27 protein-coding genes are annotated in these 26237 nt (G+C 67.1%); 10 read left to right on the top strand and 17 right to left on the bottom strand.

Features of this window, described 5'->3' with window-relative positions:
• Positions 1-11: 11 nt before the first annotated feature.
• Positions 12-1148 (bottom strand): citrate synthase, encoded by a 1137-nt coding sequence (gene citZ, locus NMQ11_RS13765; RefSeq protein ID WP_255169023.1) that lies wholly within the window; start codon positions 1146-1148, stop codon positions 12-14.
• A gap of 118 nt (positions 1149-1266) precedes the next feature.
• Between citZ and NMQ11_RS13760 the strand changes: the two genes are divergently transcribed.
• Entirely contained in the window at positions 1267-2475 is a 1209-nt protein-coding gene (locus NMQ11_RS13760; protein ID WP_255169022.1) for a potassium channel family protein, read from the top strand.
• A gap of 41 nt (positions 2476-2516) precedes the next feature.
• Here NMQ11_RS13760 and NMQ11_RS13755 read toward each other — a convergent pair whose 3' ends face one another.
• Complete coding sequence (locus NMQ11_RS13755; protein WP_255169021.1) at positions 2517-2813, bottom strand: DUF7536 family protein; 297 nt, start codon at positions 2811-2813, stop codon at positions 2517-2519.
• Positions 2814-2927: 114 nt separating this feature from the next.
• On the opposite strand from NMQ11_RS13755, the gene NMQ11_RS13750 reads away from it, so the two are divergent.
• The 4 genes from NMQ11_RS13750 (at position 2928) to argS (ending at position 8577) form a co-directional block, all read left to right on the top strand.
• Positions 2928-4466, top strand: a complete 1539-nt coding sequence (locus NMQ11_RS13750) for a stage II sporulation protein M (RefSeq protein WP_255169020.1) — start codon at positions 2928-2930, stop codon at positions 4464-4466.
• Positions 4467-4650: 184 nt separating this feature from the next.
• Positions 4651-5610: a succinylglutamate desuccinylase/aspartoacylase family protein gene (locus tag NMQ11_RS13745; protein ID WP_255169019.1), complete on the top strand. Its 960-nt coding sequence runs from the start codon at positions 4651-4653 to the stop codon at positions 5608-5610.
• A 2-nt stretch (positions 5611-5612) separates the two neighbouring features.
• Positions 5613-6707 carry a threonine synthase gene (locus NMQ11_RS13740; protein ID WP_255169018.1) on the top strand — a complete coding sequence of 365 codons (1095 nt, stop codon included), beginning with the start codon at positions 5613-5615 and terminating at the stop codon, positions 6705-6707.
• Between the two features lie 82 nt (positions 6708-6789).
• The gene (gene argS, locus NMQ11_RS13735; protein ID WP_255169017.1) at positions 6790-8577 is read left to right on the top strand and encodes an arginine--tRNA ligase; all 1788 of its coding nucleotides are present in this window, start codon (positions 6790-6792) and stop codon (positions 8575-8577) included.
• A gap of 35 nt (positions 8578-8612) precedes the next feature.
• Here argS and NMQ11_RS13730 read toward each other — a convergent pair whose 3' ends face one another.
• On the bottom strand, positions 8613-9170 hold the full coding sequence (locus tag NMQ11_RS13730; protein WP_255169016.1) for a DUF8159 domain-containing protein: 558 nt from the start codon (positions 9168-9170) through the stop codon (positions 8613-8615).
• A gap of 275 nt (positions 9171-9445) precedes the next feature.
• On the bottom strand, positions 9446-10264 hold the full coding sequence (gene minD, locus NMQ11_RS13725; RefSeq protein ID WP_255169015.1) for a MinD/ParA family ATP-binding protein: 819 nt from the start codon (positions 10262-10264) through the stop codon (positions 9446-9448).
• 225 nt (positions 10265-10489) lie between these two features.
• Here minD and prf1 point away from each other — a divergent pair, with 225 nt between their 5' ends.
• From prf1 to NMQ11_RS13710, 3 genes are all read left to right on the top strand, one after another.
• The gene (prf1, locus tag NMQ11_RS13720) at positions 10490-11749 is read left to right on the top strand and encodes a peptide chain release factor aRF-1 (RefSeq protein ID WP_255169014.1); all 1260 of its coding nucleotides are present in this window, start codon (positions 10490-10492) and stop codon (positions 11747-11749) included.
• Positions 11750-11822: 73 nt separating this feature from the next.
• Positions 11823-12623 (top strand): helix-turn-helix transcriptional regulator, encoded by an 801-nt coding sequence (locus tag NMQ11_RS13715; RefSeq protein ID WP_255169013.1) that lies wholly within the window; start codon positions 11823-11825, stop codon positions 12621-12623.
• A gap of 80 nt (positions 12624-12703) precedes the next feature.
• Positions 12704-13498 carry a helix-turn-helix transcriptional regulator gene (locus NMQ11_RS13710; protein WP_255169012.1) on the top strand — a complete coding sequence of 265 codons (795 nt, stop codon included), beginning with the start codon at positions 12704-12706 and terminating at the stop codon, positions 13496-13498.
• Positions 13499-13510: 12 nt separating this feature from the next.
• Here NMQ11_RS13710 and NMQ11_RS13705 read toward each other — a convergent pair whose 3' ends face one another.
• From NMQ11_RS13705 to NMQ11_RS13695, 3 genes are all read right to left on the bottom strand, one after another.
• Positions 13511-13936: a DUF6276 family protein gene (locus NMQ11_RS13705; RefSeq protein WP_255169011.1), complete on the bottom strand. Its 426-nt coding sequence runs from the start codon at positions 13934-13936 to the stop codon at positions 13511-13513.
• Positions 13937-13939: 3 nt separating this feature from the next.
• A complete protein-coding gene (locus NMQ11_RS13700) occupies positions 13940-14656 on the bottom strand; it encodes a V-type ATP synthase subunit D (RefSeq protein WP_255169010.1) in 717 nt (238 codons plus the stop codon).
• Positions 14657-14800: 144 nt separating this feature from the next.
• Positions 14801-15016, bottom strand: coding sequence for a zinc ribbon domain-containing protein (locus tag NMQ11_RS13695; protein WP_255169009.1), 216 nt, complete (start codon positions 15014-15016; stop codon positions 14801-14803).
• A 75-nt stretch (positions 15017-15091) separates the two neighbouring features.
• Here NMQ11_RS13695 and NMQ11_RS13690 point away from each other — a divergent pair, with 75 nt between their 5' ends.
• Positions 15092-15277: a DUF8143 family protein gene (locus NMQ11_RS13690; RefSeq protein ID WP_255169008.1), complete on the top strand. Its 186-nt coding sequence runs from the start codon at positions 15092-15094 to the stop codon at positions 15275-15277.
• A 45-nt stretch (positions 15278-15322) separates the two neighbouring features.
• Here the strand turns inward: NMQ11_RS13690 and NMQ11_RS13685 are convergent, their stop codons facing one another.
• The 8 genes from NMQ11_RS13685 to ahaH all read right to left on the bottom strand — a co-directional run bounded on the left by NMQ11_RS13685 (position 15323) and on the right by ahaH (position 23709).
• Complete coding sequence (locus NMQ11_RS13685; RefSeq protein WP_255169007.1) at positions 15323-16732, bottom strand: ATP synthase subunit B; 1410 nt, start codon at positions 16730-16732, stop codon at positions 15323-15325.
• Between the two features lie 2 nt (positions 16733-16734).
• Positions 16735-18498 carry an ATP synthase subunit A gene (locus NMQ11_RS13680; RefSeq protein WP_255169006.1) on the bottom strand — a complete coding sequence of 588 codons (1764 nt, stop codon included), beginning with the start codon at positions 18496-18498 and terminating at the stop codon, positions 16735-16737.
• A gap of 1 nt (position 18499) precedes the next feature.
• Complete coding sequence (locus NMQ11_RS13675; protein ID WP_255169005.1) at positions 18500-18859, bottom strand: V-type ATP synthase subunit F; 360 nt, start codon at positions 18857-18859, stop codon at positions 18500-18502.
• Entirely contained in the window at positions 18856-19908 is a 1053-nt protein-coding gene (locus tag NMQ11_RS13670; protein ID WP_255169004.1) for a V-type ATP synthase subunit C, read from the bottom strand. The genes NMQ11_RS13675 and NMQ11_RS13670 overlap by 4 nt, the downstream gene beginning before the upstream one ends.
• A gap of 64 nt (positions 19909-19972) precedes the next feature.
• Positions 19973-20554 (bottom strand): V-type ATP synthase subunit E, encoded by a 582-nt coding sequence (locus NMQ11_RS13665; protein WP_255169003.1) that lies wholly within the window; start codon positions 20552-20554, stop codon positions 19973-19975.
• Positions 20555-20572: 18 nt separating this feature from the next.
• Positions 20573-20833: a hypothetical protein gene (locus tag NMQ11_RS13660; RefSeq protein ID WP_255169002.1), complete on the bottom strand. Its 261-nt coding sequence runs from the start codon at positions 20831-20833 to the stop codon at positions 20573-20575.
• Positions 20834-21053: 220 nt separating this feature from the next.
• Complete coding sequence (locus tag NMQ11_RS13655; RefSeq protein ID WP_255169001.1) at positions 21054-23390, bottom strand: V-type ATP synthase subunit I; 2337 nt, start codon at positions 23388-23390, stop codon at positions 21054-21056.
• Entirely contained in the window at positions 23377-23709 is a 333-nt protein-coding gene (ahaH, locus tag NMQ11_RS13650) for an ATP synthase archaeal subunit H (protein ID WP_255169000.1), read from the bottom strand. The genes NMQ11_RS13655 and ahaH overlap by 14 nt, the downstream gene beginning before the upstream one ends.
• A gap of 143 nt (positions 23710-23852) precedes the next feature.
• Between ahaH and NMQ11_RS13645 the strand changes: the two genes are divergently transcribed.
• Positions 23853-24476: a methyltransferase domain-containing protein gene (locus NMQ11_RS13645; protein WP_255168999.1), complete on the top strand. Its 624-nt coding sequence runs from the start codon at positions 23853-23855 to the stop codon at positions 24474-24476.
• 24 nt (positions 24477-24500) lie between these two features.
• On the opposite strand, the gene NMQ11_RS13640 is transcribed toward NMQ11_RS13645, so the two are convergent.
• Both NMQ11_RS13640 and NMQ11_RS13635 read right to left on the bottom strand, forming a co-directional pair.
• Entirely contained in the window at positions 24501-24992 is a 492-nt protein-coding gene (locus NMQ11_RS13640) for a type IV pilin domain-containing protein (RefSeq protein WP_255168998.1), read from the bottom strand.
• Positions 24993-25035: 43 nt separating this feature from the next.
• Positions 25036-26223, bottom strand: coding sequence for a DUF7096 domain-containing protein (locus NMQ11_RS13635; RefSeq protein ID WP_255168997.1), 1188 nt, complete (start codon positions 26221-26223; stop codon positions 25036-25038).
• Positions 26224-26237: the final 14 nt, after the last annotated feature.

Genomic DNA, 26237 nt, shown 5'->3' with positions numbered 1-26237 from the left:
GACCGCCGGGGTTATCGCTCCTCGAGCGGGACGAACTCCTGATCTTCCGCACCCACGTAGCGCGAGCGCGGGCGGATCAGGCGGTTGTCGTCGTACTGCTCCAAGATGTGGGCGATCCAGCCGCCGGCGCGGGAGAGCGCGAAGATGGGCGTGTAGATGTCGATCGGGATCCCCATCTGGTAGTACGTCGACGCCGAGTAGAAGTCGACGTTCGGGGCCAGCCCCTTCTCCTCGTGCAGGTAGTCCTCGATGGTGACGCTCATCTCGTACCACTTCGTGTCGCCGGCGGCCTCGCCGAGTTCCTCCGATTTCTCGCCGAGGATCACCGCTCGCGGGTCCTTGACGTTGTAGACGCGGTGGCCGAAGCCGGGGACGCGCCGGCCCTCCTCGAGGGCGGTCTGAATCCACTCGAGGGGGTCCATCGCGGCGTCGTCGACCTCTTTGAGCATCTCCATGACGTTCTGGTTGGCGCCGCCGTGGAGACTCCCGCTAAGGGTGCCGACCGCGCTCGTCACCGCCGCGTGCATGTCCGCGAGCGTGCTCGCGGTGACCATCGCCGAGAACGTCGAGGCGTTCAGCCCGTGGTCGGCGTGGAGCACGAGCGCCTGGTCGAACGTCTCGGCCAGCACCTCGTCGGGCTCCTCGCCGTTGATCATGTAGAGGAAGTTCGCGGCGTGGCTCAGGTCCTCCCGCGGGTCGACGACCTCCTCGCCCTGTCGGACGCGCTCGAAGGCGGCCAGGGCGGTCGGCAGCTTCGCCGTGATCCGGCGCCCCTTGCGGAGGTTGGCCGCCTCGTCGGTGGGATCGGCGTCGGCGTCGGGATCGAACGCCGAGAGCTGCGAGACGAGCGTCCGCACCGCGGCCATCGGCTCCTCGTCGGCCTCGGCGAGGGTTCGCGCCGACTCGAGGATCGCGTCGTCGACGGTCCGCTCTGTGGCCATCGCGTCGGTGAACTCCGCGAGTTCGCCCTCGTCGGGAAGGTGGCCGTGCCAGAGGAGGTAGACGACCTCCTCGTAGCTGGCGCCGCGGGCGAGGTCGTCGATGGTGTAGCCCCGGTAGATCAGCCGACCGGCGTCGCCGTCGATCGAGCTGAGTTCGGATTCTGCGACCAGCACGCCCTCGAGCCCCTTCTTGAGATCCTCAGTCATAGTCGAGATTCCGTACCCGACTGGAAAAGTATTGCCGTTTCCCGACCTCGTCTCCGATACTGGCGTCCGGCTCGGTCGCTCGATAACGTTTTTCTCGTCCCCCATACAAGAGGCCGGTATGGACGCCGCCCGCGACGTCGAGTACCGACCTGTGAGCGTCAAGGAGGTACTCGCCGAGATGAAAGATACCGCCGAGCTGTTGATCGACCTGTCGTACTCGGCGGTGCTGTTCGGGAGTACGGAGGTCGCCGAGGAGGTGCTCGCGCTCGAAGAGCGCATGGACGTGTTACAGCTCCAGGCCCGGATGAGCCTGCTGATGGCCGCCAGAACCACCGACGACGCCGAACAGCTCGCCCCGGTTCTCGGCGTCGTCGGCGCCGCCGAGAAGATCTCCGACGCGGCCGGCGACATCGCCAAGATCGTCTTAGAGGAGATCGGTCTCCCGGACGCCATGCGGACCGCACTCCCCGAGGCCGTCGAGTCGGTCGTCCGCGCGACCGTCGACGCCGACTCCCGCTTCGCCGACCAGACCCTCGGCGGGCTCAACCTCGAGACCGAAACCGGCGTGCGCGTGATCGCGATCCGCCGGTCGGGCGAGTGGCTGCTCAACCCCGACCTCGAGACGACCCTCGAGCCCGGCGACGTCGTGCTCATGCGCGGCTCCGAGGAGAACCTCGGGCCGGTGTACGAGACCGTCTCCGGAAACCCCTACGAGACGCCGACGCCGGCCGAGCAGGGGATCGGCGACCTCGAGCGAGCCGTCGACGCCATCGTGTTGATGAAGAACATGAGCGAACTCGCCGTCGACTTAGCCTACGGCGCGGTGCTGTACGACAGCGCGGATCTCGCGGAGGAGGTCGCCGCCCTCGAGGCCGAAGTCGACGCCCTCGAGTCGCGCTTCGAGGCCTGGACGCTGCAGGCCGCCGGCCGGGTCGACGACCCGGTCGGCCTCCGGGGGCTGGTCCACCTCGCGGGAAGCACCGAGGTGATCAGCGACGCGGCCCTCGAGATCAGCGAGGGCGTGTTGCGGGGACTCGGCACCCACGCGGTCGTCGCGGAGGCGGTTTCGGAGAGCGACGAGGTGATCGTCCGGGACACCGTCGGCGAGGGCAGCGCCCTCGACGGGGCGACGATCGGCGAACAGATGGTACGGACCGAGACGAGCATGCGGATCATCGCGATCCGCCGCCCGCGGGGCAGCCCGGAGCCCCACGACGACGAGTGGGAGATCCAGCCCGGTCCCGAAACGCAGCTTCACGCCGGCGACGTCATCCTCGCGAAGGGGACCCGCGCGGGCGCCGACCGTCTCGAGAAACTGATCGTCTGAGTCGGACCTCGAGACGCCGAACGACCGCTGTTCCGGCTATGCTACCCGTCCTCGTTTCCGTTCAGCTCCCGCGAGAGCGCGACCGCAGACCGGATCGTCAGCGCGATCGCGACGATGCCGGCGGTCGTCGTCGCGAGCGTGAACGCCAGCGCGAGGTAGTACGCGGAGAGGATGTCGGCGACGTTCTGTGAGGACCACGCCGGGACGACGATGAAAAACAGGTAGACGGCCAGCGTGAACCAGATTCCGGCGACGAGCCCGACTCTGGCGTTGCGCCTGACGTTGAGGGCGGCCAGAAACTGCGCGGTCGGCGGTCGCTCGGGACGATCCTGTGACACGGCCGATCGTTGGATTCGAGGGCACAAAGGTACGTCGAATCCGCCCGCAGCGGCCGGCCCGTTCGCCCTCTCCGGAACGTTGGAGTATTTATTCGTGGGAGAGAAACGTCAGCTATGCGACTATCCGACGCAACGAACGCGGTTCACCGCGTGCTCCGCCGCCCCTCGGATCTGCTCCCGTTCTACATCCTCGGCGCCGCCGCGGGCGCGGTCGTCCGCGTCATCCCGATCGCCGCCTTGCTGGTCGTCTACCTCGCGCTCGAAATCTCCGGCCGCCTCGACGCGTTCCGGGCCGAACTCGCCGAGATCGACCGGCCAGCGCCCGGCCTCGAGTCCGAAGAGGAACTCGCGACCTGGCTCACGGAGGAGCTCGTGCCCGCACTCGAGGCGCTGTTTTCGCCCGAGATCGGCGGGGTTCTCCTGCTGCTCTTCGCGGCGACGATGCTCGCGATGTTCGCCGCCGGCGTGGTGCTCACGGCGCTCCTCTCGGCGGGACAGCTCGCCGCCTGCGCCGCCCGCGTTCGCGGCGCCCGCGGGCTGACCGCCGGCGTCGCGGGCGTCCGCCGGTACTGGCCCACGTTCCTCGCCCTCTACCTCCTCGAGGTCGTGCTCTGGCTGGTCGTCACGCTCGGCCTGCTCGTGGTCGCGGCCCTCGGCGCCGCCGTGTTCGGCCTCGCGACGGGACTTCCGGAGATCGGCGTGCTCCTGGCGCTCGCCGCCGTTCCGGTGTGGCTCCTGGCGGTGATCGCGATCCGCGCGGTCTTCGCGCTCGCGCCCGTCGCCGTCGTCGTCGACGACGTGGGCGCGTTTCCCTCGCTCAAACGCGCCGCGGCGTTCATCCGCCACAACCCCGTCCTGGCGGCGTTTTACTACGTGATCTCCGTCGGTGCGCTCCTCGCGTTCGGGACCCTGATCTCGATCCTCTCGCTGTTCGGCGCGGGGACGGCGCTCTCGCTGGCGAGTACGATCGTGTTGCTGCCGGTGCTCGATCTGCTGAAGACCGCGCTGTACACCGGCGCGCGCGGACGGCTCGCGCCGCCGCCGTTGCCCGAGGCTGGCCTCTGGGGGCAGTTCCGCGCGGGAACGCGCCGCGGCTGGGACGAGATGGTGCGGTTCGTTCGCGCGACGCCGGGGATTCACGCGCTCTCGATCGGAACGCTCGCGGTCGGCCTCGCGATGGGGTGGGTCGGCGCCGCGCCCTTCGCCGGCATCGTCGAAACGTCGATCGCCGGCCGACTCGAGGGCCACCTCCCGCCGCGGGCGGCCCTCGAGTTCTTCGGCAACAACTGGACGGTGGCGCTGACGACCGCCTACTCGGGGGTCGCGTTCGCGGTTCCGGCGCTCGTCTCCCTGTGGTTCAACGGCGTCGCCATCGGCGCCATCGCCAGACTCGAGGTCGAACTCCTCGAACTGATCGCCTTCGTCGTCCCCCACGGGATCTTCGAGATTCCGGCGATCATCGTCGCCGGCGCGGTGGGGATCCACCTGGGGGTCCGCTGGTGGGGCGCCCTCCGCGGGCGCCTCGACCGACCGGCGTTCGCAGACAGCCTCGAGCGGGCGTTCTGGGTGCTGATCGGCGTCGGAATCCTGCTCGCCGTCGCCGCGTTCATCGAGGGGTTCATCAGCCCCTACTACTGGCGGCCGTTCCTCTAACCGGCGCTTTCTCTCCTGGCTCGCGGCTCCCGAGAACCGTCTGCCGGCGATCGTCGCCCGTCTGCCGGCCGACCCGCGAGGTGCGGTCCGGAAACGCGAGGCGAGAAGACGCGAACGGCTCGAACGCGCTCGAGTGTGTCGGTATACCGAACCAGTAAAGGCGAGCGCGCCCTTCGTCGGGCACATGACGACGACGCTCGGAACGGCGAGCGCGGCTCCCGGCGAGATCGACACGGGGCGTCTCGACGTCGGCGAGACTCGAGACGGTAGCCCGTTCGGCCTCCCGGTCGCCGTGATCAACGGTGAAAACCCGGGGAAGACGCTCTATATGCAGGCGGCGAGCGACGGCGACGAACTCAACGGCGTCGGGGTCGTCCGGCGGGTGGTTCCGCGCCTCGATCCCGCCGAGATTTCGGGGACGATCCTGGTCGTCGGAATCGTCAACTACCACGGCTTCCAGGTCGCCGGACACCGCAACCCGATCGACGACACGAAGATGAACCGCGCCTACCCCGGCAACGAGGCCGGGACCTCGAGCGAGCGGATCGCTCACGCCACCTTCGAGGCGGCCAGCCGCGCCGACCTGATCCTCGACCTCCACCAGGGATCGACAAGCCGGATGATCGACGAGGTCCGGGTCCGGTGTGGAACCCGTCACCGACTCCACGAGGAGTGTCTCGAGCTCGCGAAGGTGTTCAACTGCGGCTACGTTCTCGACCAGAAGGGGCCGAACGGCCAGCTCGCGCGCACGGCCCCCGACGAGGGGATTCCGACGATCGACCCCGAACTCGGCGGCTGCGTCGGCTGGGACGAGACGAGCATCGAGACGGGCGTCGCGGGCGTCTTCAACGTCCTCCGGTACTACGACTTTCTCGAGGGCGGGGTCGACCTCGAGGCCCAGACGCGAGCGGCGGGGTTCGAACAGTACGGTTCGCCGGCGGGCGGACTCGTCACGTTCCGGACGGACCTCGGGGAGGCCGTCGGCCGCGGCGACGTGCTGTTCGAGGTGACCACTCCCTTCGGCGAGCCGAAGGCCGAGGTGACCGCCAACAGCGACGGAATCTTCTGGCGAACCCGCAGGCTGCCACAGGTCGCGACCGGCGAGTACGTCTGCTCGGTCGGCACCGACGTCGACCACTACTGACCATGGCCGCCGATCTCACCTGTCCGGACTGCGACGTCGGCTACGAGGCGGGCCCGGACGAACCGTGGCGGTGTTCCTGCGGTCACGCCCTCGAGTTCACCGACAGACCCCACCCGACGGGGAACCCGCTCCCGCTCTCGCGGCTCGACACCAGCGACGGCCTCTGGACGTTCTTCGAGTTCATCCCGATCGAAAAGCGCGTCACCCTCGGCGAGGGCTTCACGCCGCTGGTCGACGCCCCCGCCTGGGACGCCCAGTTCAAACTCGAGTACGTCTTCCCCTCGGGCTCGTTCAAGGACCGCGGCGCGACGACGCTTCTCTCGCGGGCGGTCGAACTGGGCGTCGAGACGGTGATCGAGGACTCCTCGGGCAACGCCGGTGCTGCGATCGCGATGTACGCCGCGCGTGCAGGGCTCGACGCCGAAATCTACGTTCCTGCGGACGTAAAGCAGTCGAAACTGATGGCGATCCAGCGGGCCGGGGCTCGGCCGGTGCGCGTCGAGGGATCTCGAGAGGACGTCACGACGGCGTGTATCGACGCGGTCGAAGCCGGCGAGGGCTGGTACGCCTCCCACGCCTGGAACCCCGCGTTCTACGCCGGAACGATGACGTTCGCCTTCGAGGTAGCCGCCCAGCGCGACTGGACCGTCCCAGACGCAGTCGTCCTCCCGATCGGCCACGGGACGCTGTTTCTGGGCGCCTACCGCGGCTTCTCGCTGCTCTACGAGGCGGGGATCGTCGACCGCGTGCCGCGGCTGCTCGGCGCGCAAGCGGCCGGGTACGCGCCCATCGTCGCCGCCACCGGCGGCGACACCGGCGACGAGCGAGCCGAGATCGCAGACGGAATCCGGATCGCCGAACCCGCCCGCGGCACGCAGATCCTCGAGGCGCTCTCGGCGACCGACGGCGACGCCATCGCCCTCGGCGACGACCCCGTCGAGACGGAGCTCGACCGGCTCCACCGCAACGGCTTCTACGTCGAGCCGACGTGTGCGGTCGCCCCCGCGGCCCTCCGGCGCTACCGCGAGCGCGGCGCGATCGACGAGGACGAGGACGTGGTCGTCCCGCTGACCGGCAGCGGGCTCAAGACCCTCTGAGCCGGGAACGCCCGCGAAATCGCCGCTCGCGGCGCGGCCGGAACCCGACATTCCTTTACTCGAGCCCCCGAAACGGGGTGGTATGTTCCTCTCCCTACGCGCGGAGGTCGAGGACGCCCTCGAGGGGGCCCTCGCCGCGCTCGACCTCCCGACCGACGACCTCGGGATCGAAGAGCCGCCGGAAGACGTCCCCGCCGTGGTCGCCTCGAGCGTCGCCTTTCGGCTGGCCGGCGAACTCGGGACGGCCCCGCCGCAGGCGGCCGCCGAAGTGGCGGACGAGATCGACGCCGCGTCCCTCGAGTACGTCTCGGCGGTCGAGACCCAGGGGCCGTACCTCAACTTCCTGCCGAGTGCGGCCTACTACGCCGAGACGCTCGCGAGGGGCGTCGACCCGGCGTACGGCCACCTCCCCGCCCGCGGCGAGTCCGTCGTCGTCGAACACACCAGCGCGAACCCGACGGGGCCGGTCCACGTCGGTCGCGCCCGCAACCCCATCATCGGCGACGCGGTGGCGAACCTGCTCGACGCCGCCGGCTACGACGTTTCCCGCCACTACTACGTCAACGACGCCGGCCGGCAGATGGCCGTCTTCACCTGGGCCTACGAGACGTTCGCCGAGGACGACCTCGAGGGCGAACCCGAACGCGACCGCGCCGAGTACGACCTGGTTCGGTACTACCGCAAGGGCAACGCCTACCTCGAGAACGCGGATCCCGCCGACGTCGCCGAGGCTGAAGCCGAGATCGAGGCGATCATGCGGGGACTCGAGGAGCGCGACGAGGCGGCCTACGAGCGCGTCAGCGCCGTCGTCGACCAGGTGCTCGGCGGGATGAAGGAGTGTCTCGCCCGGCTCCCCGCGGAGTTCGACCGGTTCGTCAAGGAGACGCAGTTCATGCTCGACGGCGCCACCGACGACGTCGTCGCCCGCCTCAAGGAACTCGACGGCGCGGTGTACGAGGAGGAGGCCTGGCAGCTCGACCTCGAGGACCAGGGGATCGACAAGAACCTCGTCTTCCTGCGGGCGGACGGCACCTCGCTGTACCCCACCCGCGACCTGGCCCACCACGAGTGGAAGTTCGACAACTACGACCGGGCCGTGACGGTCCTCGGCGAGGATCACAAGCTCCAGGCCCGCCAGCTGAACGCGACCCTCGAGCTGCTCGGCAACGACACCGGGCAGCTCCGCCAGGTGCTCTACTCCTACGTCAACCTGCCCGAGGGGAAGATGAGCACCCGGCGAGGGACCGGCGTCGACTTAGACGACCTGCTCGACGAGGCGATCGACCGCGCCCGCGCGGAGGTCGAGAACCGACTCGACGACCGCATCCGCGACGACGACCTGGACGAGGAGGACATCGAACGGATCGCCCACCAGGTCGGCATCGGCGCGGTGCGCTACGACATCGTCTCGAAGCAGCCGACGAAGGCGATCACCTTCGAGTGGGACCGCGCGCTCGACTTCGAGGCCCAGTCCGCGCCGTACGTCCAGTACGTTCACGCGCGCTGCTGTGGCATCTTAGCGGAGGGCGGGTTCGATCTCGACGACAGCCTCGAGGCACAGGGGGTGGCGCTCGAGGCGGACGCGGCCGAGCGCCTCGAGACCGACGCCGAACGCGAGTTGCTCGAGACGATCGCCCGACTTCCCGCGGTGATCGACGAGGCCGCAGACGACCTGGAACCGCACCAGGTCGCCACCTACACCCGCGAGTTCGCAGAGCGGTTCAACGCCTTCTACCGGGAGTGTCCGGTGCTGGCCGACGACGTCGACGAGGACGTCCGCGAGGCCCGGCTCGCGCTGGTGGCGAGTTCGCGACACACGATCGCGAACGCGCTGTCGGTGCTGGGTGTGTCGCCGCCGCGCTCGATGTAGCGTCCTGCTGTCTCCGAAAACCGCGGGCGGCTCGCTCAGCTGCTCGTCGCCAGCGCCTTCGTCGCCAGTTCGTCTGCGGTGATTTCGTCCTCGATGAACTGGATCAGCCACTTGACGTCGATGTAGAGCCCGATGACCATGTCACCGTACTCGTTGTAGACGGCCAGCTCGATCCGCTCGATGGCGTCGCCGAACTTCTTCCGGTCGGTGACGCCCTTGGCGAGCTCCTCGCCGACCTTCGCGAGTTCGTCGTGGACCTCGTCGCGGTTTTTCGGCTTGCGCGAGACGACCACGTCGATGTAGAGGGTCTTGCCGTCGCGGCCGACCCGTTCGATGGACACGTCGTGTTTCTGCAGGTCGATCTTGCCCTTCTCGATGCCAGGGATGTCGTCCAGTTCGTATTCGCGCCCGCGATCGTTGCTGTCGTTGTCGCGGTCGCGCCCGTCGTCGTCGTCGCCGCGCGAGGTGTCGTCTGTTCCCGTGTCTGTACGGCCGTCGTCGTCGTCACCGTCGTCGCTCGCTGTCTCCGAACAGCCAGCCAGTACGGTTGCGAGTACGGCACCGCTGCCGAGGAGGATCTGTCGTCGCTCCATACGAGAGCCCCCATCAGCCGTCGTGATTAGTAATCAGATCGTACCCACTTCGAGACGGTCACCACGACGACCATACCGACTGCGTTTCGTCTCGAGGCGCCGAGCCCGCCGCAAGAGGCCGGTACGCCTCCTCGAGGCGCCGTCCCGTCGCTCGCGGAGAGTCTCAGGAACCGATTACTGACTCGTCGGGAGGACAGTGCGTTCGCGAGAAGGGACGCCTCCCGTCGGGCGGGTAGTCGGTCGGTACCGCCGCTTTCGATCCGGTCGGGAGCGGCTCAGCGCTCGGACTCGGCTTCCGTGATCGCACTCGAGACGTCGTCGCTGGAGGCCGGTCGGTCGGTTTCGCCGGCGCCGTCGGTCGCCGCCGCGTCGACCTCGGCGGGTTCGACGCCCGCGAGTTCGGCGGCGAGGCGCTTGTAGGCGACGGCGGCCGGCCTGTCGCCGTCGTGGACGACCAGCGGCGTTCCGGAATAGACGCTCTCGCGAACGGCCGAATCGTCGGGGATCGTTCCCAGTAAGGGGAGCCCGAGACTGTCGGCAATCTCCTCGGCGGCGACGTCGCCGGAGGGGCGGGTTCGCGTGACGAGCAGCCCGGCGAGGTCGCCGCCGGCGCGCTCCGTGAGCTCGATCGTCTTGGTGGCGTCCTGGACGGCCGCGGGTTCGGGCGTCGTGACGAGAACGACGGCGTCGGCGAGACCGAGCGGGAGGACGGTTTCGTGGCTGACGCCGGCGCCGACGTCGAGGAGCACGTAGTCGAACTCCTCGCCCAGCGCGTCGACGACCTCGCCGAGGCCCTCGGGAGTGGTGTCGGCGTAGCCGGTCAGGTCGGTGCCGCTCGGAACGGCGACGATGTTCTCGGCCAGCCCGTGTGTCGCCTCCGCGACCGTCGCGTTTCCGGCGAGGACGTCGTGAAGCGTCGTCGACTCCGCGTCGAGGCTGACGAACCCGGCCAGATTCGCCATTCCGAGATCCGCGTCGACGATGGCGACCCGGTTTCCGGCCCGTGCGAGTGCCGTGCCGAGGTTGACCGTCGTCGTCGTCTTGCCGACGCCGCCCTTTCCGCTCGCGATCGCATATACAGTTTGCTGAGACATACTCGGTTACTAACCGGACAGTGTGGCGGGAGCACCTTAAATCGTGAGCACGGGCCGGTCGCGTCGCCGTCGACTCCGGTAGGGAGTCGGTACCGCGGCGGACGTCCGGGCCGGAAACCGTCTCTGCCCGCCCTGCCGGTCGGTGCGATCCGGCTCGATCCCGGCGACCGCGGCGTTCGAGACGTGTCAAAGGGTACTTACCCCCAGCGCCGCTTTGTACGGACAATGAGCCAGGAGGGTGAGCAAGAGCACTCCGACCGGAAGAAGTACGAGTTCCGGAAGGTTATCGAGGATCTCAAGAACTTCGAGGGATCAGGGACCCAGCTCGTCACGATCTACATCCCCGAGGACCGCCAGATCAGTGACGTCGTCGCCCACGTCACCCAGGAGCACTCCGAAGCCGCGAACATCAAGTCCAAGCAGACGCGGACCAACGTCCAGGACGCGCTGACGAGTATCAAGGACCGGCTGCGCTACTACGACACCTTCCCGCCGGAGAACGGGATGGTGATCTTCTCGGGCGCGGTCGACTCCGGCGGCGGTCAGACCGAGATGGTCACCCGAACCCTCGAGAGTCCGCCCCAGCCCGTCGAGTCGTTCCGGTACCACTGCGACTCCGACTTCCTGACTGACCCCCTCGAGGAGATGCTCACCGACAAGGGGCTCTACGGCCTGATCGTCCTCGACCGCCGCGAGGCCAACGTCGGCTGGCTGAAGGGAAAACGGATCGAACCCGTAAAATCCGCCTCCTCGCTCGTCCCCGGCAAGCAGCGAAAGGGTGGCCAGTCCGCACAGCGGTTCGCCCGGCTTCGTCTCGAGGCGATCGACAACTTCTACCAGGAGGTCGCGGGGATGGCAAACGACCTGTTCGTCCCCAAGCGCCACGAACTCGACGGCGTGCTCGTCGGCGGTCCCTCCCCGACCAAAGACGAGTTCCTCGACGGCGATTACCTCCACCACGAGATCAGCGACTCGGTGATCGGCAAGTTCGACGTCGCCTACACCGACGAGTCCGGGCTGAAGGACCTGGTCGACAACGCCGAGGACGCGCTGGCCGACGCCGAGGTCGTCAAGGACAAACAGCAGATGGAGGAGTTCTTCAAGGAACTCAACGCGGGGGACCTCGCCACCTACGGCTTCGAGCAGACCCGCCGCAACCTCGTGATGGGCTCGGTCGACCGACTGTTGATCAGCGAGGACCTCCGCAAGGACGTCGTCACCTACGACTGCGCCGAGTGTGACAACACCGATCGGACGATGATCGACCGCCGGAAGGCGACGCCGGACCACGAGTGTTCCGAGTGCGGCGCGGCCGTCGAGGCCGGCGAAGACGACCGCGAGGACGCCATCGAGCACCTGATCGAGATCGCCGAACAGCGCGGCACCGAGACGAAGTTCATCTCCACCGATTTCGAGAAGGGCGAACAGCTCTACAACGCCTTCGGCGGCGTCGCCGGCATTCTGCGCTACAGTACGGGCGTCTAGGCTCCCGACGTCCTGTCACGGGGGCTGGATAATCGCATCGCTTTTCCTCCAGCGGTCACTCCGGTAGCACGCGATGAGCCCCCGACGATCCGGCGTCGACGTTCTGGATCTCGTCTCGCGGAGACGGGATCTCCTCGCGGCCCTCGAGTCGGCCGCCGGAACCAAGCGCGAACTCGCCGACCGCCTCGAGTGCTCTCGCTCGACGGTCGACCGGGCGGTACGCGAGTGCGAGGGTCGATCGCTCGTCGAGCGATGTGCCGACGGGATCAGGCTCTCGACCGCCGGTCGCCTCGCACTCGCGGAGCACCGCCGGTCGCTCGAGACGCTCGCGACGATCGGCGACGCGGGCTCCCTCCTCGCCTCGTTGCCGCCGGAGGCGCCGATGGCGCTCGCCATGCTCGAGGGGGCGACGATCCACGAGCCCGCGGGCCACGCGCCGAACGAACCGCTCGAGGAAATCGTACGGCTCCTCGACGGTGCCCGCCGCTTTCGCGGTCTCGCCGCGGTCGAGCGCCTGCCGCAGTTTCGAACGCTCCTGTACGACGGGACGGTCCACGGCGACCTCGACGCCGAACTGGTCCTCACCGACGACCTCCTCTCGTTTCTGCGCGCCAACCGCGGCGACCAGCTCCGGGAGACGATGGCGACCGGGCGGTTTCGCGTCCACGTCATCCCGTCGGTCCCGTACGGACTCGGCATCATCGACCGGCCGTCGACCACCGTCGCCTTCGTCGTTCTGACGAGCGACGCGGGGGAGCCGACGGCGGTGGTCCGGAACGACTCCCGAGCGGCCCTCGAGTGGGCGACCGCGGTCTACGACCGGTACCGGGCGGCCGCCACGCCGGTCCCGTCGCCGCCGACCGGCGACGAGTAGTCCGGATCGCCCGCCGGAACCTGTTCGATCGAGTATGAATACATCCACACGTATTTGGTCGCGGGGCGTCGATTCCCCCTGTGCCCACCGACTCGCTGCTCGACGTGTTCGGTGCGCTTCACTCCCGGATCGAACTGTTCGGCGCGCTGGAACACGGTCCACTCGAGAAACCCGAACTCGAGGCCGCCCTCGGCTGCTCTCGATCGACCGTCGACCGGGCGGTCCGCGACCTCGAGAGCGCCGGCTTGCTGACCCGTACCGAAGGCGGGTACGAGCTGACGCTGTACGGTCGGCTCCTCGTCGATCGGTACCTCGCCTGTCTCGACGACGCCGCCGAGATCGTTCCGGCGGGGCCGCTTCTCTCCTCGCTGCCGCCGGAGGCGCCGATGGCCGCCACGTTCCTCGACGGCGCGTCGGTCGTCCGGTCGACGCCGCCCGTTCCCCACCAGCCGGTGAGCGAGTTCGAACGGCTGCTCGGCCGGGCCGACCGGCTTCGCGGCCTCTCGTGTTGTATCTCGCAGTCGACGACGCCGCGGCTGCTCGCAGACCGCGTCCTCGAGGGCAGCCTGGCGGCCGACCTCGTCGTCTGCGAGGACCTCGCGTCGTACGCCCTCGAGCCGTCGAGGCGGGCGTGTACGCGGGCCTTACTCGAGACCGAGGGCTACCGGCTTCACCGCGTCGAGTCGCTCCCCTACGGGCTGGTGCTCCTCGAAATCGACGGCGACCACCGGGTCGTACTGTTCGTCTACGGCGATGAGAACGACGTTCTCGGGACGATCCACAACGACACGCCCGAGGCCGTCGCCTGGGCTGAGTCGGTGTACGAGCGCTACCGGGCGGACGCCGAGACGCTGTCGGCCGATCGCCTCGAGTAGTTCCAGCCCGTCTCAGTACAGCAGCTGTTCGAACTGGTGGCGCCGGCGCTCGAGATCGACCGCCGGTTCGACGGTCGGCTCAGCGAGCAACCGGTCGAGGGCGAGCAGCGGATCGGCCCCGGCGCGTTCGGTCTCCTCGAGGAGCGCCGCGATCGCGGCCCTGTTCGTCGCCAGCGAGGAACTCAGACCGATCGCGAGCGCGAGCGGTATCGCGCGGTTCGGCCGGGTCGGGAAGGCGTCGCCGAGTCGGTCGAACTCGGGGTCGGATTTCGGCTCTCCGGCAGCGGGTGCCCCCTCGAGTTCGTCGTCTCCGGGGACGTCGACGACGAGACAGCGCGGACAGATCGTCGCCACCGACGCACCGTCGGGTGCGTACTCGCGGTATCGCTCGGGAACGGGAAAAACGACTCGCACCTCGCCACAGGCCGGACAGGACATCCCTCAGTCGCCGCCGGGGAGGCCGCCGGCGGTCGCCTGCTCGAGTTCGTCGCCGGAGACGACGTCCTCGTCGACCTGGCGGGCCTCCTTCTCCTCCTGTTCTTTCTTCTCTTTGATCTTCTTCAGCCGGAAGATCTCCTCGCGCTCCTGTTCCTCGAGTTTCTGCTCGATGTACTCTTTGTTCTCGTAGAGGTCGGGCAGGAGTTTGAACTCGAGGGCGTTCACCCGGCGCTTGGTCGTCTCGATCTCCCGGAGCATCTTCTTCATCGCCGTCTCGACCTCGGCGGCGAGGATGATGCTCTCGAGGAGGTCCTCGTAGGCCTCGGCGGCCTCGTCGATGCGCGCGGAGGTGCCCATGATCCCGTAGCCGCGCTGACCGAGGCTCTTCGAGACTCTCGAGGACTCGATCTGCGGGACGACGACCCCCATGATGTTCTTCGATTCGGTGGTGATCTCGGGGTGTTCCTGCAGGGCTGCGGCCGCGCCCCGAACCGCCACGTCCCCCTCCATCGCCCGGGCCATGTTGATCTTCTTCTGGGCGTCCTCGTAGTCCTCGGAGAGCTCTCCACGGACGTCCTGGGCCTTATCGAGGATGTCCATGAACTCCATGATCAGCCCGTCGCGTTTCTTCTCTAAGGTGCCGTGGCCCCGCTCGGAGAGGTCGATGCGATCTTCGATCTGCATCAACTCCTTGCGGGTCGGTTTGACGTCCTTGGCCATGTTGAGCGGGTGTAGCGCCCCCAGTCGGATAACTGTTTACAGTTCGCCCTCGCGAGAGAACGGACGCCGCCGCACGACAGCGCCCCGCTCCGCCGAGTCGCCGTCGGCGCGTTCGAGCGGGCTCGAGTAAGTCCGCGACAGCGACTACCCGAGAAAGAGATCTACCATGTCGCTGGTCGAGCCACCCTTGTACAGCTCCGCGTAGCCGCAGTTCGTACAGGAGACGACGCGAAACCGCCGGTTCTGGATGTCGAAGAACTTCGACATTCCCGTCCCCGTCGTCGCGATGTCGTCGACTTCGGTCTCCGTGTGCCCGCACTTCGGACAGCCCTCGTCGGTGTCCGCGTGGTCGCCGGTCATATGAACCGAACGACCTGTCAGTAGCAAGTATTTTGTGTTCTACATCCGAGTGTCGAACCGAACTCGTGATCTGCAATGCCTGAGGCCGTTCTCGCGTTCGGCTTCCTGCTGGTCGGTGTCGGGGTCATGCTCGGACTCTACCTCGTAATCAGCGCGGAGACGTCGAACCCGACGGTTCTCGACCGAGAGGCCGCCGAGCGCGAGGCGAAGGTCCGCGGCGGGCACGCCGAAGAAACGGACCCCGATCGACCGGATCGGTAGCGCCGTCGCTCGAGCGACGCGAGAAAAAACCGCAAAACCCGTGATTCAGTCGGCCTGAACGGTCTCGGCTTCGGTCTCGCGGTAGTGCTCCTCGATGAGGTCCTCGTCGATCCGGTTGAGTTCCTCCTTCGGAAGGTCCGACAGCAGGTCCCAGCCGAGTTCGATCGTCTCGTCGATCGAGCGGTTGGTGTCGTACCCCTGCTGGACGAACTCCGCCTCGAAGCGGTCGGCGAAGTCGAGGTACTTGTTGTCCCGCTCGGAGAGCGCCTCGCGGCCGACGATGTTCACGAGGTCGCGCAGGTCCTCACCCTCCGCGTACGCCGCGTACATCTGGTCGGAGACGTCGGCGTGGTCGCCGCGGGTGAGCCCCTCGCCGATCCCGTCGTCCATCAGCCGCGACAGGCTCGGCAACACGTTGATCGGCGGCTCGATACCCTGGGAGTGGATGTCTCGGTCGACGTAGATCTGGCCCTCCGTGATGTACCCCGTCAGGTCGGGGATCGGGTGGGTGTCGTCGTCGCCGGGCATCGTGAGGATCGGAATCTGGGTGACCGATCCCTCGCGGCCCTGGATCCGGCCTGCGCGCTCGTAGAGCTGGGCCAGGTCGGTGTACATGTATCCCGGATAGCCACGTCGACCGGGCACCTCCTCGCGGGCGGCACCGATCTCACGCAGCGCCTCACAGTAGTTCGTGATGTCCGTGAGGATGACCAGCACGTGGTAGCCCTTGTCGAAGGCGAGATACTCCGCCGTGGTGAGCGCGAGTCGTGGCGTGACCGTTCGCTCGACTGCGGGGTCGTCCGCGAGGTTCATGAAGACGACCGAGCGCTCGAGTGCGCCCGTGCGCTCGAAGTCCTGCATGAACTCGTTGGCCTCCTCCTGGGTGATCCCCATCGCGCCGAAGATCACTGCGAACTCCGAACCCTCCTCGCCGCCCTCTTCTTCCTCCGGCACGGTCGCCTGGCGGGCGATCTGGAGCGCGAGGTCGTTGTGCGGAAGCCCGGAGCCGGAGAAGATCGGCAGCTTCTGGCCCCGGACGAGGGTGTTCATTCCGTCGATCGAGCTCACGCCCGTCTGGATGAACTCCTCGGGGTACTCACGCGAGTAGGGGTTGATCGCCGCGCCGACGATGTCGCGGCGTTCGTCGGGAACGATCTCCGGTCCGCCGTCGATCGGGTTCCCGGAGCCGTCCATCACGCGACCGAGGAGGTCCTCGGTGACGGGCATCTTCATCGTCTCGCCCAGGAACCGAACCGAGGCGTTGCGGTCGATACCGCCCGTTCCCTCGAACACCTGGATGGAGACGAGCCCCTCGCTCGATTCCAGTACCTGTCCGCGCAGCGTCTCGCCCTCCGGCGTCTCGATCTCGACGATCTCGTCGTAGCCGACCGGTTCGTCGACCTCGGCGAACACCAGCGGACCGCTGATCTCCGTGATTGTTTGATACTCTTTCATGGTTAGTACAGCTCCCTGAGCTGGGACTCGAGGTCGTCTTCGAGCTCCTCGATGAACTCGTCCCACTCCTCTGCGGTGCCCATCCGGTTGAGCCGGGGGGCGGCCTCGATCTGGATGATCTCTTCGACCGGGACGCCGGCCTCGAGTGCGGCGAAGGCCTCGTCGTTGAACGTCCTGATCGCCTGGAGCATCCGGTAGGTCTTCTCCGGCGGGCAGAACGTGTCCACGTCGTGGAAGGCGTTCTGCTGGAGCCACGCCTCACGGAGGTAGCGAGCGACCTCTAAGGTCAGCTGCTGGTCCTCCGGCAGCGCGTCCTTGCCGACGAGCTGGACGATCTCCTGGAGTTCGCCCTCCTCGTCGAGCACGTCGACGCCCCACTGGCGGATCTCCGGGTAGTCTTCGGCGACGTTCTCGCGGAACCAGGGATCGAGCTGCTGGCGGTACAGCGAGTACGACTCGTTCCAGTTGATCGACGGGAAGTGGCGGCGCTCGGCTAAGTCCGCGTCGAGCGCCCAGAACGTCTTGACGATACGCAGGGTGTTCTGGGTGACCGGCTCGGAGAAGTCGCCGCCCGGCGGCGAGACCGCGCCGATGACCGACACCGATCCCTCGGTGCCGTTGATGTTCTCGAACAGGCCGGCGCGCTCGTAGAACTCCGACAGCGCCGCGGAGAGGTAGGCGGGGTAACCCTCCTCGCCGGGCATCTCCTCGAGTCGACTCGAAATCTCACGCATGGCCTCTGCCCACCGCGAGGTGGAGTCGGCCATCAGCGCCACGTCGTACCCCATGTCGCGGAAGTACTCCGCGATGGTGACCCCCGTGTAGATGCAGGACTCACGCGCTGCGACGGGCATGTTCGAGGTGTTCGCGATGAGGCACGTCCGGGACATGAGGGGTTTCCCCGTCTTGGGGTCCTCGAGTTCCGGGAAGTCCTCGATCACTTCGGTCATCTCGTTGCCCCGCTCGCCGCAGCCGACGTAGACGACGATGTCCGCGTCGGACCACTTCGCGAGCTGGTGCTGGGTTACGGTCTTCCCGGAGCCGAAGGGGCCGGGAATCGCCGCAGTCCCACCTTTCGCGATGGGGAACAGGCCGTCCTGGATGCGCTGTCCGGAGACGAGCGGCACCGTCGGCGTCTGCTTCTCGCTGGCCGGCCGCGCGCGGCGGACGGGCCACTCCTGGTGCATCGTGATCTCCTCGCCGGAGTCGAGTTCCGCGACGGGCTCTTCGACGGTGAAGCTCCCGGCCTCGATCGAGGAAATCTCGCCGCCCTCGGAGTTCGGCGGCACCATCACCCTGTGGGTGATGCTCTCGGTTTCCGGAACCTCGCCGATGACGTCACCGGCTTCGACGGCGTCGCCCTCGGAGACGGTGGGGGTGAACTCCCACTGCTTCTCGAGGTCGATCCCCGGCGCGTCGACACCGCGGTCCAAGAACGCCGAGCCCATCTTCTTCTCGAGTTCGTCGAGCGGGCGCTGGACGCCGTCGTAGATGGAGTCGAGCATTCCGGGACCGAGGTCGACGCTGAGGGGTTCGCCCGTGTTCTCGACGGGTTCGCCCGGGCCGACGCCGGAGGTCTCCTCGTACACCTGAATCGTGGTCAGGTTCCCTTCGATTTCGATGACCTCGCCCATCAGCCCTTCGTCGCCGACGTAGACGACGTCGTTCATCCGGGCGTCGAGGTCCGCGGCGGTCACGACCGGACCGCTCACGCTGTTGATGATGCCGTCTTCTCTGACGGCTTCTGTGTTGTCTGCCTGACTCATGTTACTCTTGGTCCTCTTCCATCAGGTCGATTCCGATGGCGCGTTTGATCTGTTCGCGTAGACCGCCGCCACCCGTGCCGCTGCCGATGGTGACGACGACGGGTTCGACGCTCGTCTCGACGTCCTGTCTCACGTTCCGCGAGAGGTACTCGAGGTCGTCGTCGTGCATGACGACGATACCGACTCCCTCGTCGTCGAGTGCCTTCGTGACGGCGGCGTCTAAGTCCTCGGATTTCTCGTCGTCCGGGACGTTCTCGAATCGTCGCACACCTGCGAGCCGGAAGCCCGTCGTGAACTCGGGGCTGCCGACGACTGCGATTTCCTGGCTCCCGTCTCCGGGCTGGTTTCGATTCTGACTCATAGCACCACCAGCTCCTCTTCGATCTCGTTTTCGGTGAGGCCGACCTCCCGGCCGCGGGCGATCGCGCGGATGTTCTCGACCTCGCGCTCCTTGGCGAGGATGTACGAAAACACCGCAGACACCGAGACGGGATAGATACTCGAGAGCTTGTCGGAGTACTCGAGCAACGCGGCGTCGAGGGCGTGTTCGAACTGGATGAGGCTGTCGGCATCGCGCAGCCGGTCGAGCGCCGTCGAGAGCCGACCACCGTACCGCCGGCTGTCGGCGATGTGGGAGACGAGTTCGTCGTAGTCGTTGACCAGCAGGTTCAGCTCCGAAGCGTCGAACAGCACGCCGCCCTCGATGTAGTACTCCGCGGGGTCGAGTTCGGCGCCGCTGCGAGCGAGTCGAAGCGCGTTCCGGGCGTTCCGGAAGTCGATCTCGGCCTGCAGGAACTCGACGTACATCGCCTCCGGACCTTCACGGGGCCGTCCGAGGTCGTCGAGGAGATGCTCGTAGAACTCCCGGTCGAGCGCGTTCTCGAGGGGGACGAGGGTGCCCGTCTCCTCGTAGACCTGGTAGGCCTCGGCCAGCGGTTCGTAGAAGATGGTCCCGTACAGCAGGTCGATCGCGTCCTCGATCTCGCTCACCTCGAGCAGCCGATCGAGGGTCGAATCCTCGAGTTCGCCCGCCCGGATGAGGTCCGTCTGGATCTCCTCGGCGGGGGTGTCGGTGTAGATCCCGCGGATGATCGTCTTGATGTTCCAGACGTCGAACTTCCGGAGGTAGCGGGCGATCAAGTCGTAGATCCGACCCTGGGACCACTCGAGTAAGTCGTTGAAGTGCTTTGCGAGGTTTCGGTTCAACGCGTACTCGATCAGGTCGACGCCGGAAAAGCGCGTCCCGAGCGCGTTGATCTCGCGTTCGTACTCGGTTTCCTCCATGAACCGTGCGATCTCGCTCGGCCCCATCCGGATCAGCTTCCGGTAGTCCTCGTCGGCGAACAGCGCGGCTCGGCGCGACCGAACGCGGGCGTTCACGTATTCCGGATTCGAGGCTTCAGCGCTCACGCGAACCACCCCCGGTTCGCGTGTGCAGGGAGTGGGCGAGCCGTACGAGTGGGAACGACCGTGCTCATTGCTCGAAGAGCCGACCGCTGATCTCCCGGAGGTTGTCCTCCCAGACGTCCTCGAGGATCGAGTCGAACGTGTTGTTGACACGGACTCGCGACCCCTCGCTCTCGACGACGACGCCGCCGAGACAGTCGTACTCGCCGGCGTACTCGTAGCCGTTGTACTCCGTGAGGATCGCCGTCAGCAGGTCGGCGTCGCTGGCACGACCGTAGACGTGGACCTCGTCACCGGTATCGAACTCGACGCTCGCGGCGTCGAGCAGCTCGCGGGTGAGCTCCTCGCGGGTGTCGCCCTCGAGGCCGGCGATCTCGGCTTCGACTCCGTCACGGACCTCGCCGAGGACGTCCCGGCGCGCCTCCAGGCGCTTCTGTTTCGCCTCCAGTTTCGCACTGGAGAGTCGCTGTTCGCGCAGCTGCTCGATCTCGCGTTCGACCTCGCGCTCTGCGGACTCGAGGATCTCGTCTGCGTCCTCTTCGGCCGCCGCCTCGATCTCCTCGGCGCGGGTCTCCCCCTCGGCGCGTATCTCCTCCGCACGCGCGTGGGCCTCTTCTCTAATGTCCTCGACGACTGTGTCCAAACTCATTGGTGAAAGAAAGGAGCGCTAAGGCATCAGGAAGATGACGACGATCGCGAAAATGACGAGTGTTTCGGGCAACACCGTCATAACGATCCCTGGAACGAACATGTCGTCATCTTCTGCGATAGCGCCAACGGCGGCGGCACCGATACCTCGCTCGGCGTATCCTGCAGCGAGTGCAGCGAGACCGACGCCGAGTGCAGCAGCCCCGTGGTCGGTCAGGAAGGGCGATTCGTTCACGTCTTGCAGTACGATGTCGGCGAGTTCAGCTTCAGGTCCAATCATTGGTGTCTAATACTCACTGTGAGTTCGATTGCTCCGAACAGCCGTATCTGTCTCTGCGCTCCCCATAAAACTCTCGAAACGATTCGACATAGCTACACTGTATCACCGGATATCGAGAGCGTTTTGGTTTGTGAACACACACCACGATAGGTCTCACCGCTGTCGAATCCTTCGTGTGATTCCGCCCTGCTCCGCTCGAGGAAAAAACAGCCGTCGCCGCTCAGTCGGCCTGAGGCTGTGCGGACCGGTCGGCGTCGGCGTTCCGGCCGTGGCCGAACGGCTCGTACTCCTCGCCGCCGCCCTCGTAGAACTTCTGGAAGAACTCCACGTACTCGAGACGGAGCATCTGGATACCCGCCGCGGTAATCCCCAGCAGGAGGACCAGAATGTGCCCGAAGACGAACACGAGGACTGCACCGATGAGCGCGAGGATCGTCACGCCGATGAAGTCGGCGTTGAGGCCGATCCAGACGAGGCCCTCGAAGGCGACTTCCGTGCCGCCGTCACCTTCGGCGACCGAACTCGGCGCCTCGAACAGCGCGAACGAGGTGTAGCCGTCCTCGGTGTACTCGTAGGCGCCGAAGACCAGCAGGTTCACGGCGAACGCCATCCCACCCTTCGCGAGCAGGACGGCGACCATCCGCAGGTACGAGAGGACGTGTCCGAACGCCCACGCGGGCACCTCGAAGACGCCCGCGATCCCCTCGCCGACGCCGACCATCACGGCACCGACGATGAACGCAGCGAGTCCGATGACGCCGACGATTTCAGGCAATCCAACGAACCCGAGGAACGAGTTCAGGACCGCCTCATCGGTCGTTCCGACGAGGAAGTCTGGCTTCGTCTCGGAGAACGCGAGATCATCCGGAAGGAAGCCGATACCGTGGTCGAAGCTCCCCGCGTCTTCGTGAGCGAAGAACCAGATGAACAGGCCGTTCATCGCGAGGATCCACGAGAGTCGTTCGTAGACCGCAGTCTTGACGCCGTGACTGAGCTCGTTGATGAAGCCCATGATCAGGCCGATGTTCAGGTGGATCAGTCCAAAGATCAAACTCAGGATGATCCAGAGCATCGCCCACTCCGTCGCCTGCAGGCCCTTGTCGAGACTCGCCACGAACAGGTAGTCCTGCATCGGGCCGTGGATTCCTTCGGGAACGAAGTACTCCATGTGGACGCCGAAGATGTCGTCGTACAGCCAGCCGAACAGTATCGTGAACGCGCCGGCCCAGATACCGATCGTACCCAGCGCCTTTCCTGCATCCGAGTCGAAGAGCTTCCAGCAGCCCCAGCCCATCAGCATGTAGAGGATCCCGTAGCCGATGTCCCCGATCATGAACCCGAACGCGAACGGGTAGGTCAGGAACACCAGCAGCGTGGGATCGAGTTCGCTGTACTTGGGCTGGCTCACCATCTTCACCAGCAACTCGAACGGCTTCGCCGGCGTGATGTTGTTGAGGATCACCGGCGGCTGGTCGTCCATCGTCACGGCGCCGCTGCCGTGGCCGCCCGTCTGCTTCGTCCCGCCGTCGGTCGCGGCCTTCTGGGCCGGCTGGGCGGTCGCCTCGGACTCCTCGTCCTCGCCGTCGCCGCCGCTGCCGGTGTGGGCCTCCGCGCCGTGTTCGTGCTCCTCGTAGTCGGCGACCTCGAGCTGTTCGATCTCGACGCTCTCGCCGACGGCGTCTCTGAGCGCGGCGACGAACTCGTCGTAGGTCTCGGCGGGGATCCACCCCTCCGCGACGAACGCGCGATCGGTCGTCGCGAACTGCAGGGGCGCCTCCGCGCGCTGGACGTCGATCGTCAGCTCCTCCTCGAGTCGGAGCAGGAAGGCGCCCTCCTCGCGGCGGATCTCCTCGAGTTCGGCGTCGATCTCCTCGAGCGACGTCTCGAGGCGGCGCTTCTCGCCCTCGAGTTCCGCGACGTACGTCTCGGGGGCCTCGGCGGTCTCCGGGACGGGGTGGCGCGTGAACTCGATACCGACGAGCGCGTCGTCGATGATGCCCTCGGGGCTTCCCTCGGCGGGTGCGGCGACGATCGCGATCACGCCGTCGCCGGTGAACGTCTCGTAGGCGCGGACCTCCGCGGCCTCCTCGAGGGCGGCCTCGACGGCGGCCCGCGAGCCCTCGCCGACGACCACGTCGACGGTCTCGTACCCCGACAGCAGGTCGAGGTCGACCCCGAGCGCGGCGAACGGCGCGACGCGGTCGATCCGCTCGTCGACCTGCCGCAGGTCTTCGCGGATCTCGCTGCGGCGGTCGTCGAGTTCGTTGACCCGCGTTCGGGTCCGCTCGAGCCGGCGCTCCCAGTCGTTCTCGAGGCCGCCGAACTCCGTCTCGTCGGCCTCGATTCCGAGCGTACTCTCGAGTGCGCGAACCGTCACCAGCTTCTCGGACGCCTCGTCGGCGCCCGCGATCGGGTTACCGTTGTCGAACCCCTCCCAGGAGCCGTCGTAATCGGAGAGGTGGACGAGGTTGAGCCGGTGGACAGTCTCGATGACCGTGGGCATGACGCCCCGGGAGCCGGTCACCGAGACCTTGCTCATCCGCTCAGGTCTGAGCATACACGTCCTCCTGGAACAGGTCGACGACGTACTCGGTGACGTCGTCGACCCGGCGTTCGGCGCGCTCGGCGAGCGCCTCGCGCTCCTGTTCGCCTTCGCGGAGGACGCGCTCGCACTCTGCGTCGATCTCCTCGCGCGCCGCCTCGAGGCGACGCTCCTTGAGATCCCGCGCCTCTTGTTCCGCGTCCGTGCGGATCTCCTCGGCACGTTCCCGGGCCTCGGCTATCCGCTCGTCGCGGTCGTTTGCTGCCTGTGCGACGATCTCGTCGGCTTCCTCCTCTGCCGACTGTATTCGTTCGAGAACCTCTGGCCTCGGCATACTCTAAGCAGGCGACGTTTGCCTGAGCGCGTATAAGGTAGTTGCGAAAGTGACTCGAACGCGGCGCCCGCTCGAGACGGCGTACCACGCCGTCGCGCGCCAGAACAGTAGACATATTGCGCCCGGTGAACAAGCACCGGCCAATGGGTATTCTCGAGAACAAGGCCCGCGCTCGGCTGTTCTACAAGTACCTCTCGCGGGTGTACGACCGGATCAATCCGTTCATCTGGAACGAGGAGATGCGCGCGGAGGCGCTCTCGCTGCTCGAGTTCCCCGAGGACGCGATGGTGCTCGACGTCGGCTGTGGCACCGGCTTCGGCACCGAGGGACTACTCGAGCACGTCGACACCGTCTATGCGCTCGACCAGAGCGAACACCAGCTCGAGAAGGCCTACGCGAAACTCGGCAGGACCGGCGGTCCGGTCCACTTCCACCGGGGCGACGCCGAGCGACTCCCCTTCGCGACGAACAGTTTCGATATCGTCTGGTCGTCGGGATCGATCGAGTACTGGCCGGACCCCGTCAGAACGCTCCGGGAGTTCCGTCGCGTCCTCGAACCGGGCGGACAGGTGCTCGTCGTCGGGCCGAACTCCCCCGACAACGTCGTCGCCCGGACGCTCGCGGACGCCATGATGCTCTTTTACGACGAGTACGAGGCCGACCGGATGTTCAAGGAGGCGGGCTTCGAGGACGTCAAACACAAGTTCATGGGGCCGTCCTACGAGCCAGAGGTCGCGATCACGACCATCGGGCGGGTGCCCGAGTAGCCGTTTCCCGCGCTCGATCGCACCTTACGCTGCCGTCGCCTCGAGGTCCGCGACCACGCGTCCGTTGACTGCCAGCGTGACGGCGACCTCGTCACCCGGTTCGATCCGCGGCTCGTTCGTCTCCGCGACTCGCAGGCTCGAGCGCTCTCCCTGCTCCCACGTCGTCTCGGATCGCTCGTTGAGCGGCCCGCTCGGCGAGCCCCGAAAGCCGCTCGCGCCGACGAACGGAACCGGCGGCTGGTGAGTCAACGGTTCGCCGTTCACCTCGACGACCATCGCGAGCTCGTCGACATCGATCGCCTCGCCGCGGCGGTGCTCGAGCGTGATCCGCGAGTCCTCGCCGTCGACGCTCAGCTCGAAGGTGGCGATCGGCGCGGGGTCTGCTGGCGAGACGGCACCCAGAACCACGGCGAGGGTTCCGGCCAGCACCACGCCGATCGCCACGAGCACCACGGCGGCGACGACGGGTGCGATGGCTCGGCCGCGGTCGTGCGCTCGCTCGAACCGCCGATTCACGCACCGCTCTCGCCTCGTCCTCGTACTTAAAAGACGGCCTCCGCTACTCGACGGTCGCGTTCACCGTTCGACCGTCGGCGTCGACGTCGATCTCGTAGCTTTCGGCCGCGGGGATCACCCACAGCGAGCCGCCGGGGCCGGTCTCGCCCATCTCGTGGCCGTCCACCGAGACCGTCGCGTCGACCGGTTCGCCGGAGCCGTCCTCGGTCACCGTGACCTCGACGGGGCCGTTCGCCGGAGTCTCGTTGATCGAGAGCTCGAGACCGTCGTCGATCCACGTCTCCTCGACGGGTTCCGACGGCAGCTCCGCCAGCCGGAGGTGGTGTCGCTCCTGGTAGACCTCCGTCGTTCCGCCGTCGAGGTAGAGCCTGAGGTCACCCTGCGTGTGGGCGACCTGAATGTGATACAGCTGTGCCGGCGCGGACATCCCCGCCGTCGTCGAGGACGGCCGGTCGAACACCCACGGGTAGTGCTCGGCGGCGCGGTCGTGGGCGCCGGAGATGCTCCCCTCGAACTGATCCGTCGCCGACGTGTTGCGGTTGTCGAACCGCGTCGTCTCGCTCGTGTAGCGCTCGCCGTCGATCATCGAAAGGCTGTAGCCCGTCTCGGCGGTCCGGTGGACGATCACGGGCGATCCGCGCCGGTCGTCGCCGCGTATCGCCGCCTCGAGGCGCTCGCGGACGGGCGTCCGGTAGGTGTCGAGGACGGCCTGCTCGCCCTGTGTCGAAATCGAGACGCCCGAGACGGTGGTGGAGGCGGCCTCGAGGTCGTCGAACGCACTCGAGAGCTGTTCGGCTTCGGCGTAGTTCGCGAACAGCGTCTGCATCAGCTCCGCATCCGAGACGTTCCCCGCGGCGTGGCCCTCGACCGCCGCCTGCTCGCGCTGTTCGAGTGCCTCGAGGCGCTCGGCCAGGCGGTCGTGGGTCGTCTCGAGCAGTTCACGCTGCTCGTCGGCGGTGGCGTCCTCGAGGCCCGCCTCGAGGGCGTACAGCTCCCGATCCGTTCGCAACGCGTCGTCGGTCGACGCGAGGGTCGCTCCGAGGTCCGGACCGGTGTTTCTGTACTCGGCTCGGACCTCGCCCTCGAGCGCGAGGCGGTTCGGCGTTTCTTCTGCATCGACCGGCGCGGACTGACTGCGGACGTCGCCCGCGGGTTCCGACGCGACGACGGTCATCGCCGGGAGCGAAATGCACAGAAGTAACGCGAAGAGGACGGGTGCCGCGTTCTTCATTACATCCAGCATCT

It is taken from the genome of Natrononativus amylolyticus (assembly GCF_024362525.1).
Taxonomy (GTDB): domain Archaea; phylum Halobacteriota; class Halobacteria; order Halobacteriales; family Natrialbaceae; genus Natrononativus; species Natrononativus amylolyticus.
This window is presented reverse-complemented; position numbering and strand designations above follow the sequence as displayed.